The sequence below is a fragment of the Shewanella alkalitolerans genome (assembly GCF_019457575.1).
Taxonomy (GTDB): domain Bacteria; phylum Pseudomonadota; class Gammaproteobacteria; order Enterobacterales; family Shewanellaceae; genus Shewanella; species Shewanella loihica.
The window spans coordinates 1871726-1885223 of sequence record NZ_CP080422.1 but is presented as its reverse complement, the minus strand read 5'-3'; the positions used below and the strand labels follow the sequence as shown (position 1 = coordinate 1885223).

The 13498-nt window shown below is 55.2% G+C and carries 13 protein-coding genes; 3 read left to right on the top strand and 10 right to left on the bottom strand.

Annotated features, from left to right (window positions below):
- Positions 1-15: 15 nt before the first annotated feature.
- The 5 genes from K0J45_RS08485 to K0J45_RS08465 all read right to left on the bottom strand — a co-directional run bounded on the left by K0J45_RS08485 (position 16) and on the right by K0J45_RS08465 (position 6087).
- On the bottom strand, positions 16-1146 hold the full coding sequence (locus K0J45_RS08485) for an enoyl-CoA hydratase/isomerase family protein (protein WP_220044965.1): 1131 nt from the start codon (positions 1144-1146) through the stop codon (positions 16-18).
- A complete protein-coding gene (locus tag K0J45_RS08480; protein WP_220044964.1) occupies positions 1146-1919 on the bottom strand; it encodes an enoyl-CoA hydratase in 774 nt (257 codons plus the stop codon). The genes K0J45_RS08485 and K0J45_RS08480 overlap by 1 nt, the downstream gene beginning before the upstream one ends.
- A gap of 15 nt (positions 1920-1934) precedes the next feature.
- On the bottom strand, positions 1935-3092 hold the full coding sequence (locus tag K0J45_RS08475) for an acyl-CoA dehydrogenase family protein (RefSeq protein WP_220044963.1): 1158 nt from the start codon (positions 3090-3092) through the stop codon (positions 1935-1937).
- A 163-nt stretch (positions 3093-3255) separates the two neighbouring features.
- Positions 3256-4761: a CoA-acylating methylmalonate-semialdehyde dehydrogenase gene (locus K0J45_RS08470; RefSeq protein WP_144198845.1), complete on the bottom strand. Its 1506-nt coding sequence runs from the start codon at positions 4759-4761 to the stop codon at positions 3256-3258.
- Positions 4762-4896: 135 nt separating this feature from the next.
- Positions 4897-6087: a thiolase family protein gene (locus tag K0J45_RS08465; protein ID WP_220044962.1), complete on the bottom strand. Its 1191-nt coding sequence runs from the start codon at positions 6085-6087 to the stop codon at positions 4897-4899.
- 388 nt (positions 6088-6475) lie between these two features.
- On the opposite strand from K0J45_RS08465, the gene K0J45_RS08460 reads away from it, so the two are divergent.
- A complete protein-coding gene (locus K0J45_RS08460) occupies positions 6476-7789 on the top strand; it encodes an alpha/beta hydrolase-fold protein (protein ID WP_220044961.1) in 1314 nt (437 codons plus the stop codon).
- Between the two features lie 11 nt (positions 7790-7800).
- Here K0J45_RS08460 and K0J45_RS08455 read toward each other — a convergent pair whose 3' ends face one another.
- The 4 genes from K0J45_RS08455 to cobB form a co-directional block, all read right to left on the bottom strand.
- Entirely contained in the window at positions 7801-8481 is a 681-nt protein-coding gene (locus K0J45_RS08455; protein ID WP_258406828.1) for a peptidase E, read from the bottom strand.
- A gap of 87 nt (positions 8482-8568) precedes the next feature.
- Positions 8569-8856, bottom strand: coding sequence for an antibiotic biosynthesis monooxygenase family protein (locus K0J45_RS08450; RefSeq protein ID WP_220044959.1), 288 nt, complete (start codon positions 8854-8856; stop codon positions 8569-8571).
- A 40-nt stretch (positions 8857-8896) separates the two neighbouring features.
- A complete protein-coding gene (locus K0J45_RS08445) occupies positions 8897-9316 on the bottom strand; it encodes an AAA family ATPase (RefSeq protein ID WP_220045256.1) in 420 nt (139 codons plus the stop codon).
- Between the two features lie 166 nt (positions 9317-9482).
- A complete protein-coding gene (cobB, locus tag K0J45_RS08440) occupies positions 9483-10229 on the bottom strand; it encodes a Sir2 family NAD+-dependent deacetylase (protein WP_011865461.1) in 747 nt (248 codons plus the stop codon).
- 310 nt (positions 10230-10539) lie between these two features.
- Between cobB and fur the strand changes: the two genes are divergently transcribed.
- A complete protein-coding gene (gene fur, locus K0J45_RS08435; RefSeq protein WP_011865460.1) occupies positions 10540-10971 on the top strand; it encodes a ferric iron uptake transcriptional regulator in 432 nt (143 codons plus the stop codon).
- A gap of 127 nt (positions 10972-11098) precedes the next feature.
- On the opposite strand, the gene K0J45_RS08430 is transcribed toward fur, so the two are convergent.
- Positions 11099-11599: a GNAT family N-acetyltransferase gene (locus K0J45_RS08430; RefSeq protein ID WP_011865459.1), complete on the bottom strand. Its 501-nt coding sequence runs from the start codon at positions 11597-11599 to the stop codon at positions 11099-11101.
- A gap of 220 nt (positions 11600-11819) precedes the next feature.
- Between K0J45_RS08430 and K0J45_RS08425 the strand changes: the two genes are divergently transcribed.
- Positions 11820-13493, top strand: coding sequence for an FMN-binding glutamate synthase family protein (locus tag K0J45_RS08425; protein WP_220044958.1), 1674 nt, complete (start codon positions 11820-11822; stop codon positions 13491-13493).
- Positions 13494-13498: the final 5 nt, after the last annotated feature.

The window sequence follows — 13498 nt, the reverse complement described above, 5'->3', positions numbered from 1 at the left end:
GCTTTGCCTGAAAAATTATTGGCCTAAGGTGCGCAGTGGATCGTTTTGCGGATCCCATGGCGAGGTCATCAGTGACTTGACCATCTCTTGTGGAACGGCTTCGACGGTGTCATACAGCCACTGGGGCTGACGGTCCTTATCGATAAGCAGTGCCCTCACCCCTTCGGCAAAATCACCGATTGAGCAGCAGTTACAGCTCAGTCCCAACTCCAGCTGGAAGACCTGACTCAGGCTCAGCTCAGTGCCTAGCAGCGACTGCTGATACACCAGGTGCAGACTCAGCGGGCTGCCTGCCAGCATGGTGCTGAGGGCGCGCGAAAGCCAAGGCTCGGCGTCTTCAACCGCCTTCACTCTGGTCATTATCTCATTGAGTTCACCGTCCATCAGGGCATCGATCTCGCCTTGATGCTGCTCGAGGATACTCTCGCCCATCGGCAGGGCGCAGCGGCTCGACATCGCCTCAAGCAGCGCATTGAGCTTGCCGTGGTTAGCACAGACATCGCTTTCCCAATCGATGCTTGAAAGCGCATCGAACAGTGGCTGCTTGTCACTTGAATTCAGGTAGTGATTACCCAGGCCAACATAGAAGGCGTCGGCGCCATCCATATTATAGGCGGTCATCCCCAGGAAACGGCCGACATGGCCCGGCATGCGGTTGAGGAAGTAGCTGCCGCCCACATCGGGATAGAGGCCGATAGTCACCTCTGGCATGGCGATGCGAGAACGCTCGGTCACCACACGGTGGCTGGCACCGGCCATCAGGCCGAGGCCGCCGCCCATGACGATGCCATCACCCCACACAAGCACTGGCTTGTCGAAGGTATGCAGCAGATGGTCGAGGAAATATTCTCGGGTAAAGAAGTCCTGAGTCACCTCGGGGATCTCGCCCGGCAACTCACGGGCCGCCTGATAGAGGGCGCGTACATCGCCACCGGCGCAGAAGGCCTTCTCGCCCGCACCGTCCAGTACCACCATGGCGATGGCGTCATCGTCGGCCCAGGCGGTCAACTGAGTAGTCAGCGCGCGCACCATCTCCATGTTGAGGGCGTTAAGTGCCTTCTCCATGTTGAGGGTGGCCACGCCCACCAGCTTACCCGATAAGGTCCCTAAGGTCTGAAAGACCACACAATTAGTCTGCTCAGTCATTAGCGGTTCTTCCAGTTTGCTTTGCGCTTCTCCAGGAAGGCGTTAACCCCTTCGGCCTGATCTTCGGTATCGAACAGGCCAACGAATAGCTCACGCTCTAGTGGCAGCGCCTGAGTGCGCGGCATGGCGCGGCCCGATTGGATCAACTGCTTACATACTGTCACGCTGCTTGGGCTCTGGTTAGCCACCTTCTCGGCCAGCGCCATGGCGGCATCAAGGGCTGCTCCCTTGTCAACCACCTCTTCGATAAGACCAATACTCAGCGCCTTGTCGGCGCCTACACGCTCACCGCAGAGGATCATGCGCTTGGCCCAGCCTTCGCCCACCAGGGCCGTCAGGTTCTGGGTACCACCGGCACATGGCAGCAGGCCGACTGTGGCTTCTGGCAGTGCCATCACGGCCTGAGACTCGGCGATACGGATATCACAGGCCAGCGCAACCTCTAGACCGCCTCCCATGGCGTAGCCGTTGATGGCGGCGATAGAGACGCCGCGAAAGCCGCTCAGGGCCTCGAAGGCCTCGCCAAAGTGTTTTGCCATGGTGGCGGCATTACCCTTATCACCGTCGGCAAATAGCTTGAGATCGGCGCCGGCGCTGAAAAACTTCTCGCCTTCGCCGGTCAGCACCAGGGCGTAGATCTCCTTATTCGCGTTCAGCTCGGTGACCTTCTGCTTCAGCAGTGCCAGGCTGTCGGCCGTCCAGGTATTGGCCGGTGGGTTGTTCATGGTCAGTACGGCGGTATGACCGATGATCTGTTCAACTATCGCTGTCATCTCTCTTCTCCCTGACTATAAGATTTGGCTGGCGTTTTCGTCGAGTAGACGACGGGCAATGATGAGACGCATGATCTCGTTGGTGCCCTCTAGGATCTGGTGCACGCGTACGTCGCGGAAATGACGCTCCAGCGGGTATTCGCGGATATAGCCATAGCCGCCGTGTAGCTGCAGCGCGCTGTCACACACGTTAAAGCCCACGTCTGTGGCAAAGCGTTTCGCCATGGCACAGTAGGCGGTCGCCTCTGGATCGCCAGAGTCGAGTTTAAAGGCGGCCAGACGCACCATCTGACGGGCGGCGACCAATTCTGTCGCCATGTCGGCCAGCTTGAATTGTAGCGCCTGGAAGGCGGCAATAGGCTTACCAAACTGCTGACGCTCATTCATATATTGCAGGGCGCGCTCAAGCGCCGCCTGCGCGGTGCCCACAGAGCAGGTGGCGATGTTGATACGACCGCCGTCCAGGCCCTTCATGGCAAAGGTAAAGCCCTGGCCCTCTTCACCCAGTAGGTTGGTCACAGGCACACGCACCTTGTCAAAGGTGATCTCGCGGGTCGGCTGGGCGTTCCAGCCCATCTTATCTTCCGCCTTACCGTAGGTGATCCCTGCGGCATCGGCCGGGATGGCGATGGCCGAGATCCCCTTAGGACCAGCGTCGCCGGTGCGGCACATCACCACTAACAGCTCGGTAGAGCCTGCACCCGAGATAAACATCTTGGCACCTGAGATCACATACTCATCGCCTTCACGTACCGCCTTGGTCTTGAGTGACGCCGCATCGCTGCCCGCACCCGCCTCGGTCAAACAGTATGAGGCCAGCTTGGTGCCAGTCGTCAGCGCCTCAGACCATTCGTCGCGCAGGGTCTGAGAACCAAAGCTGGTCACCATCCAGGTGGCCATGTTGTGAATGGTCAGCATGGCGGTGGTGGCGGTACAGCCCATGGCGAGCTGCTCGAAAATAATGGATGAATCCAGACGTGACAGGCCCATGCCGCCTTCCGACTCGGGCGAGTAAAGCGAGCAGAAGCCCAACTCACCGGCTTTTTGGATCACGTCTTTAGGGAAATGATGTTCTTCGTCCCACTTGGCGGCAAAGGGTGCCAGCTCTTCTTGGGCGAATTGGGTAGCCAGTTCGGCGAACTGACGTTGGTCTTCATTCAGATTAAAATCCATCTGATCTCTCCTTTCGCGCCTTTGTATTTGCCTTGGCCCTTTTTATTTGGCTCCAGGACCCGGCTTATTTATGGCGGCGCTTAACTTGTTGAAGGCTAGTAATGATAAAAGCGATTCGGCCCCGGCCTTATCGCTTTTACCTTGCAAGGTCTATTACTGCCGCTTATTTCAGGGCAATGGTCATGTTAGGCGCATGGTGCTCCGCCTCGACGATATCTGTCTCGAACCAACGAGCGGTAATAGTCTTGGTCTCTGTGTAGAAACGCACCGCCTGCTTACCATAGGCGTGTTGATCGCCGTAGAAGCTGCCCTTCCAACCGGTAAACGAGAAGAATGGCAGTGGCACAGGAATAGGCACGTTGATCCCTACCTGACCCACTTCGATATTGTGCTGATACTTACGAGCCGCGGCGCCGCATGCGGTAAAGATAGAGGTACCGTTACCGTATGGGCTGTTGTTGACCAGCTCGATCGCCTCTTCCAGCGACTCGACTTCCATGCAGCAGAGCACAGGACCGAAGATCTCTTCCTTGTAGATGCTCATGTCTGTGGTCACATTGGTAAACATGGTTGGGCCAACCCAGTTGCCATTTTCATAGCCTTCGACAGTGAAATCGCTACCGTCCAGCAGACACTCGGCGCCCTCTTCCTTACCCTGAGCAATCAGCTTAAGCACACGCTCCTTGGCGGCAGGGCTGATAACCGGGCCATAAGCCGCGTCTTTATCGTCCCATACGCCGGGTCTGACCTTGGCGATGGCGTCACGCAACTCAGGGATCCACTTCTTGGCTTCGCCGACAAATACCGCTACCGACAGGGCCATACAGCGCTGACCGGCCGCGCCCACAGAGGCGCCTACCAGGTTGTTGATCACCTGCTGCTTGTTGGCATCTGGCATGATGACACAGTGGTTCTTGGCACCGGCAAAGGCCTGAACGCGCTTGAGGTTGTCGGTACCTGTCTTATAGATGTACTGACCCACGCCCACAGAGCCGACGAAAGAGATCGCCTTGATATCCTGATGGCTAAGCAGCACGTCTACCGCCGTCTTGTCGCCATGTACCAGCTGCAGTACGCCTTTAGGCGCGCCGGCTTCTTCGAACAGCTCAACCAGACGCTGTGGCGTCAACGGATCTTGCTCTGATGGCTTAAGCACGAAGGTGTTACCACAGGCGATCGCCAATGGGAACATCCACAGTGGGATCATCGCAGGGAAGTTAAACGGCGTAATACCGGCGCACACACCCAGCGGCTGGGTGTAGCTATAGGTGTCAATGCTGCGGGCCACGTTTTCAACGGTTTCACCCATGATCAGACTGGCGATATTACAGGCATGCTCGGCCACCTCGATTCCGCGCCATACATCGCCCTTGGCATCTTCGAACGTCTTACCGGTTTCCTGGGCCAGGATGGTGGCGATCTCATCGTGATGCAGCTTTAATAGGTGCTGGTAACGGAACATGACGCGCGCACGCTCAGACACAGGCACCTCTTTCCAGGTAGCAAAGGCTTGCTTGGCGCTGGCGATGGCGGTTTCAACTTCTTCTACCGTAGCGGCGTTGATGGTGGCAATCACCTCGTTGTTCGCCGGATTGGTGACAGAGATCTGTTGCTGGCCGCTACCTAAAATAAACTGACCGTCGATGTAATGTTTTACTTGAGTTGTCATATCGCTTTCCTAAATACGTCTAACAGGCCTGGGCGAATGCCGCTGCCTGATGATCTGCTATGTAAGTGACAGCAAAAAACTCACATAATCATGGGTGAATGCATAGGCTCGCGATGGCGAGCCTAAATAAGGGAATTACACTTCGATAGCCATGGCCGTGGCTTCACCACCGCCGATACACAGTGATGCCACGCCACGCTTAAGACCTCTGGCCTTCAGGGCGTGAATAAGCGTCACCAGCACGCGGGCACCCGAGCAGCCGATAGGATGGCCCAGGGCGCAGGCGCCGCCATTGACGTTGACCTTAGCCTCATCCAGGCCAAGTTCAGAGATGGCAAGCATGGTGACCATGGCGAAGGCTTCGTTGATCTCAAACAGATCCACCTCATCTTTCGACCAGTTCACCTTATCCAGCAGCTTGTTCATGGCACCCACTGGCGCCGTGGTGAACATAGAAGGCTCTTGTGAATGGGTAGTATGGCCCTTGATAGTGGCCAGTACTTCTAGACCACGCTTGCTCGCCTCATCGGCACTCATCAGCATCAACACGGCAGCGCCATCTGAGATAGAGCTTGAGTTAGCGGCTGTGATAGTCCCCTCTTTAGCAAAAGCGGGACGCAGAGTTGGGATCTTCTCGGGTCTGGCGTTACCTGGCTGCTCGTCGGTATCGACAACAAGATCGCCTTTGCGGCTTGCCACGGTAACCGGCACTATCTCGTCCTTGAATGCGCCAGATTCGATCGCTGCGTTAGCTTTTTGTAGCGAGCTCAGGGCGAAGTTATCCATCGCCTCACGGGTAATACCAAAATCATCGGCTGTCTTCTGGGCAAAGGTGCCCATGGCGCCGCCTGTGTAAGCATCTTCCAGACCATCGAGGAACATGTGATCCAGCACCTTGCCATGACCCATGCGCATGCCGCCGCGCGCCTTATCTAACAGGTAAGGCGCCTGGCTCATGCTCTCCATGCCACCGGCGATCACGACATCGGCGCTACCGGCCTTGATCAGGTCGTGAGCCAGCATGACTGTCTTCATGCCTGAACCACACACCTTGTTGACTGTGGTCGCGCCCACAGATAGGGGAAGATCCGCACCTAAGGTTGCCTGACGCGCCGGCGCCTGACCCAGGCCTGCCGGTAATACGCAGCCCATCAAGACTTCGTTGACATCGCCACCCTGAACGCCGGCAGCGTCCATGAGTCCCTTGATCGCCGTGGCGGCGAGTGTCGGTGACGGCACGCTGGAAAGGGATCCCTGGAATCCGCCCATTGGGGTGCGTTTAGCCGCGACAATCACGATTTCTTGGTTAGTTTGCTCTGTACTCATCTTCCGCTCCATTCAAGGTACTTATGCGCTCACATCACACGACTCCCCTTGGGGAGTGTGATCATGTTCAAATAATATCACTGTGACGTTTACGCGAACGTAAAGCAAGCATTAACTGGTCGAATTTCACTAACTTTAGTCTAATGTCTTGTCAGGCTGAATTTACAGCTTGGCGACAAGATGCTGTTTTTGGTGGTGTGCGCAACAAGGGGAATAGGCTAGCCTGCTGCTGCAAAACATGAGTAAAGCGATTAAAAACAATAGTTAATGGATAGAAAAGGCAAGATGAAGCACTTTTTAGCAAGACATAAGTGACTATTTACTGGTAAAAATAAGGTTAAAAATATAAGGCTATCGGCCTACTCGTTTCACATGGACAGGACGACTTATGACTCCAATACCTAAGACATCAGTACCAGAACCAATAAGAACAAATCCCCCTACAGCCCTGGGAAAATGCCTATCCCTCTGCGTCTGCCTACTATTGACCCTCACTCAGGCATGGGCCAAGACGCCAGCTAACGCAGACGTCACAGCAAGTGGCAATGCCATTATCGCGGGATACGAATATAGCCATGACTCGAGCGAGTTTAAGGCGCCAAGGCGCTACATGGTCTCCCTGCCCGAAGGCTACCATGGCAACACGCGGCACTACCCCGTGCTCTATGTGGTGGACGCCGACTTTCAATTTCAACATGTATCGGCTTTGGCACTGCATCTGGCGCGCATGGGCAAGATAGCGCCTATGATAGTGGTGGGCATCGCCAATCAAGGCCAGAGCGATTATCTCTACACCACCACCTGGAAGAGCGACGAGGGCGAGGCCTTTGGCGGCGCAGACACCTTCTATCGCTATCTGACCAGGGAGCTAATACCCGCCATAGACCAGCAGTTTCGCACCAATCCCCACAAGGCGCTGGCCGGCTACTCGCTGGGCGGCCTCTTTACCCTCTATGCCATGACACAAGTAAACAGCCCCTTCGATGCCTATCTGGCCATGAGCCCGAGCGTTTGGTATGACAAGATGCACTATATCGAATTACTCAAGCAGCGCTTGCAGAAGGCGCCCATCGAGGCGCCGCTGTTCTTGACCCTGGCTAATGAGCAGGAGATGGGAGTCGATGAACTGGTAACTGCACTCAAAGACTATGACGAGCAAAAGATCCACTGGCAGTTTAAGCAGTACCCGAGCGAAAATCACTTCACCACCGCCCTACCCGCACTCAATGACGGCCTGCTGTTTTTATCACCCGATTACGGCCTGGATGGCAGCGATATGCTGGCCCTTGGCGACTACCGCGCCGTGCTGGATTATTTTGCCAAGCGCAAGGCAAACTGGGCCGGCTTTCACATCGAGTGGCTGCAGGCCTATCAGTTTGGCAAGTATCTGTTCTGGTCAAATCAACTCGATAAACTCGATGCGATCTTAGCGGCGGTAAAGCAGGAATTTCCCGACTCGCTCACCATAGTGACAGTGCAGGTGGCCAAGGGATTTAACGTTAAGGGCGACGGTGCGCGGGCCAAGGCCCTGCTGGACAGCGTTGCTAAAGAGGGCGAAACCTCCCCCTACTGGCACAGGGAGATGAGTCTCTACTATCAATCTCAAGGCGATGAGGCAAACGCACTGCGGCACCAACAAAAAGCCCTGGCGCTGGCTGAGCAGTATCGCCTCAACACCTGGGAGTTATGGGAGCTGCAATAGTGGCGTTGCCTTTAAACTAATGACATTAGGCTTACACCATCGAACAGAAGTGGCTGACCGAAACCGCGCAGCCCTGCCTTGGTGGCGATAACGGCATCCTCTTCACCACAGAGGATCAGCGGATACTCGGCCAGAGAAGCGGCCTCAAGCAGGCAAGCGGCCCTGACACTGAGCGAAACTCCGCCATCGCTCAGATCGCTATGGGGCAGAAATTGATAGGGCAGCAGCCCCATACCATTCAAATCGCTCAGCCCCAGATGATTCTCATCGCCGCACAGGGGCGCACAGGCGATGCTTGGCGTCATCAGCATGGCGCCGGCGCTGAGCCCGATTAAGATCCCGCCGCGATTGAGATATTCGTCAAACTCCGCCATCAGGCCACGTCTCTGCACCTGAGCCAGAAATTGAAAGGTATCGCCGCCGGCAAGGTGAATCGCCTGACAATTGAGTAATCTATCCAACCCTGCCTGGGTATAGCCCTGCTCGAGATCCAGATAATGGCTAAGCGCCATGCCTAAGCGGGCATACTGCTGCTGAGTCCCTAGGTAGTAGCTTTGCTCCGGCTCATGGCCCGAGGCCAGATAACCCAGGCTAGTGCTCTTATTAGCACCTTGGTTGAGAACAGAGGGACTAAGCACAGAAGTTATCGCCGTCTGGCTTGCCGCGCTGTTAAGATCGCTGATCAGCACCATAGTCACTGTTTCGTCTCCTTCTGAGGCTTTCCTTCCGAGGCAAATGTTCTGCTTAATTCTCAATAAAGGCCTAGTTAAGTATTTGTCTTAGCCTTGATACTGACGCTTGATCTCCACCACCTCGACCTTATAACTCTCATACCAGGCCTCGCGGCCGAGTTGCTGGGCGATTCTATGTTCGCTGTCTTGTTTCCAGGCCAGAATATCGGCCTCGCTGCGCCAATAGGAGATGGCGATCTCCTGATCGCCTTCGGTGACGGCAACGAAGTCCTGGCAGTGATACTTATCCATCGCCAACTGCCGCATCTTGGCGGCCATCTCGGCATATCTGGCATCTAAAGTGGCCACCTTGGCCCGAAAAATCACGGCAAACATCTTGCTTCCTCAAGAGAATAAATCGGAAAGATTGTGGTCTTTACAGCTGCTGGAATTGACGCGCCATCGCCTGGATCTGCTTGAGCTCCAGGCCATGCTGGTTACGCTCGGCGCACAGCGCCTGATGCGCCGCATCCTGCGGGTCACCAATCAGCATAATACGCACCTGATAGCCCATCGCCTTGGCAGCGGCCTCATAGGCCATAAACTCCCAGTGGGCCATGTTGGTGTTATCGCAGATCACCACGGGCTCCTGGCGCGACAAGGCCTGAATGAAACCGGTAAGGTTAAACTGATGATATTCAGACAGCTTACTGGCATCGAAGCGGTACTCGCCCGCGATGATGAAACGATCGTCGGTGGAGAAGTAGCCGCGGCGGCGAATCGCGTCACCGTCGGGGCGAGCGGCAATGAAGCCATCGACCCAGTGACTCTTACCACTCCCCGGCAGGCCGCGCATGATGATCGCCAGTCGGCTGTTGAGGCTGTCCGCAGCAGTTGCAGCGTCTTGTGTCAACGCTTCTTCCCCGAGGTCACCGAGGTCACCGAGGTCACCGAGGTCACACTCAAATTGGCTCACGCATTGACCTCAAACCTTAAACTCACGCCTTGAATCATGCCTTAACTCACACATTAGCGGCGCCAGATAAAGGCTTCTCGCCAATCACCTCGCCTGCGAGGATCTGCTCCACCAGTTGCGGCACTATCTCGCTGGCCTTGCCTTGCAGGTGATACTGGAACTGGCTGTGGCGATCCGCTGGCACCAGGTTGACCTCTACCGTCTGCGCACCATGATGATTGGCGGTGTCGACGAAGCCCGCCGCCGGATAGACGGTGCCCGAGGTGCCGATGGCGATAAAGAGATCGCAGGTATCCAGCGCATGCTGTATGCGATCTAAGCCTATGGGCATCTCGCCGAACCAGACTACGTGGGGGCGCAGGCGCTGGGCGGGAATACAGCAGGTACAGGTATGATTGACCCCAAAGTGATCGGTCAGCAGAAAGGTCTGATGGGAGCGCGGACAGCGTCCCTTGGTTAGCTCACCATGCATATGCAGCAGGCGACGGGAACCAGCACGTTCATGCAGGTCGTCAATGTTTTGCGTTACCACCAACAGCTGGCCATCGAACTCCTGCTCGAGCCTCGCTAGCGCCTTGTGGGCGGCATTGGGTTCTATCTTGCCATTGTGAAGCTGTTGCCAACGCTCGTTATAGAAGCGCTCCACCATTTCCGGGTCGCGGGCATAACCCTCGGGCGTCGCCACGTCCTCGATTTTATGCTCTTCCCAAAGCCCATCTTGATCCCTAAAGGTTCTCAAGCCAGATTCCGCTGAGATCCCCGCCCCAGTTAACACTACGATCTGCCGATACATCCCTCTTCCTTATTTTTATGCTTATGTGGGTCGCTATCGCCCACAGGATACAGGTTGACCAGATTTCATCCTGCCAGAGTTATCGCCGTTAGGCTATTAGGCATTAGTCTCAATAACATTACAAAAAGTACGCGTTAAATTCAGCCTAAATCACACAGGTAGGGCCAATTTAGAACAAATTTCTGCCGATGCGAACAATATGCAAGATCAAAGGTTTAAGTTTTCAAATTCAACCCCTATAATGGTTCTCAACATCAACTACTGAACCACTATTGGCATTGCTAATGGTTCTTCAATCCAGAGATTAATAATGACAGATGGAAATCAAGCGCTAAAGAAAGCGGGATTAAAGGTCACCTTACCACGAGTCAAGATCCTCGAGCTGATGCAGGAGCCCGACAACCAGCATATCAGTGCAGAAGAACTATATAAGAAATTGCTCGATATTGGCGAAGAGATTGGACTGGCCACGGTTTACCGTGTACTGAACCAGTTCGATGACGCGGGTATCGTCACCCGTCACCATTTCGAAAGCGGCAAGGCTGTATTTGAGCTGGCCTCGACCCACCATCATGATCATCTGGTGTGTCTCTCTTGCGGCAAGGTGATCGAGTTCTCTGATGAAGTGATCGAGAGACGCCAGGACGAGATCGCCATGAAGCACAACATCAAGCTGACCAACCACAGCCTATATCTATACGGTGTCTGCACCAACGACGAGTGCGACCACGGCGACGAATAATTCGCAGGCAAACAGCCGATAAAGAAAAACCAGCATAACGCTGGTTTTTTTGTATCTTTTTTTTGTGTCTAAGGTTTATCTCTGGCGAGGACTAACGCCTTCATCACAACACCTTAGCCAAACCGTATCACAACACCTTGTGAAATACGTTCACCTTGTGGCCCATGAACTTACTGCGTTCACGCTCAGCCATGCCCAGCTTACGCGCCACCCCTTCGGAGCCCTTGTTGCCCAGCAGTATGAGCGCTATCGCCTCATCTATGCCGTGATCTTTAAAGCGTGACAGCGCCGCATGACCTGCCTCGCTGCCAATCCCCTTGCCCCAATACTCGGGCAGATAACGATAGCCCAGCTCCACCTCATCAAACTCCTTGATGTAAGTGGGACCGCAGAAGCCTATCACCTTGTTGTCAGCCTTATGCTCTACCGCCCAGCGGCCAAAGCCACGCTCGCGATAGTTTTTCAGCAGCACATTTTCCAAAATATCCTCTGCCTGCGAGCGACAGGTCATGGGCGCGCCGGGAATATAGGTCAGCACCTCGGGAATGCTATTGAGCAGAAATAGACTCTCCACATCCTTGGCCTCGAATCGACGTAAAATCAGCCTCTCTGTTTCTGCGATGAACATCTGTCACTCCTTTCTTTTCCCCCATCCAGCCCATCAATATACCCACTACAGAGTAGATTAGAAAGTATTAATCTAGGCATTTGTCGACTCAGCTTTACACTAACCCCGCTTAAAATAAGCAAAATTCATCGCTCGCCACAGAGATGGCCGATTGCCAAAGCCGCCGCAATGACGTTCAATAGACAAATAATGATAAGTGTCTGCAATACAGGAATGCGTTATGACAATCATGCAAAAGGTCTTTTGGCTTATCGCCACCCTAGGTAACGGGGCCGGACTCTATTTATATCTCACCTATGGCGGCACCGGCGCCGCCTTCGTTCTCGGCTTTACCCTGCTCTACACCTTGGTCGGCGCCTACGATCTGCTCTTTAGCTCCCACACCCTTAACCGCCTCTACCCTGTGGTCGCCTACCTACGCTACTTCCTCGAGTCTTACCGGGTAGAGATACAGCAGTACTTTATCGCCAGCGACACAGAGGAAGCCCCCTTTAACCGCGAGCAGCGCTCCTTGGTCTACCAAAGGGCCAAGAATGTGCGCGATACCATAGCCTTCGGCACCCAGCGCGATCTGTTGGAGGAGAACTATCTGAGCCTGTGGCACTCGCTGTCGCCGAAACATATCGACGAGCAGGCCAAGCGAGTGCGCATCGGCGGCCCAGACTGCACTCAGCCCTATGATGCCTCCTACTTTAATATCTCGGCCATGAGTTTCGGCTCCCTCAGCGCCAATGCCATCGAGGCACTCAACCTGGGCGCCAAGAAGGCGGGCTGCTATCACAACACGGGGGAAGGCGGCGCCAGTCCCTATCACCTCAAGCATGGCGGCGATCTGGTGTGGCAGATAGGCTCCGGCCTGTTTGGCTGCCGCGACGATGAGGGCAACTTTAACCCCGACAGCTTCGAGAAGATGGCCAAACGCCCGCAGATCAAGATGATAGAGATAAAGCTCAGCCAAGGGGCCAAGCCGGGGCACGGCGGTGTGCTGCCAAAGGCCAAGATCACCCCGGAGATCGCCCTCATTCGCCATATTCCCATGGATAAAGACTGTGTCTCCCCTGCGGTCAACCCTGAATGTACCACGCCTATCGCCCTGCTCAACTTCGTCAAACGCCTGCGGGAGTTGAGTGGTGGCAAGCCGGTGGGCTTTAAGCTCTGCATAGGTAATCCGGCCGAGTTTCTCGCCATCTGTAAGGCAATGCTCAAGACAGGCATCACACCCGATTTTATCACCATAGATGGCGCCGAAGGCGGCACGGGGGCGGCGCCGGTCGAGTTCAGTAACCGCCTGGGGATGATGTGTCTCGAAGGAGTCTACTTTGCCAACAACGCCCTGGTGGGCGTGGGTCTGAGGCACAAGATCACCCTGATCGCCTCGGGTAAGACAGCCTCCAGCTTCGATCTACTGACCAAGATCGCCATGGGCGCCGACTTAGTCAACGCCGCCCGCACCATGATGCTGTCGCTAGGCTGCATTCAGTCGAGAAGCTGTAACACCAACATGTGTCCCACGGGTATCGCGACTCAAGATCCCGCCCGCTCCAAGGCACTGGATGTACAGGTGAAGAGCGAGCGGGTGAAGAACTTCCATCACAACACCCTAAAGGCCTTCTATGAACTGGTGGGCAGCATGGGACTGGATAACCCCAACAAGTTAAAGCCGCGAATGATCAAGCGCCGCTCTCCCTATGGCCTGCTGATCTCCACCGGCAGCCTGGTGGCCCCCCTCACCCATAACGCCATCATTGAAGAGAAGCTGCAAGGCACCGCCTGGGCATCCTGGTGGCAGCAATGCACCGCCGAAGACTTCTACTGCGAGGATACCTATATCCTGACACCGGCCGAATTTGGCCTCTCCCGTCATAGGGAAAACGGCCACAGGAAAAATGCTTAAGCTTT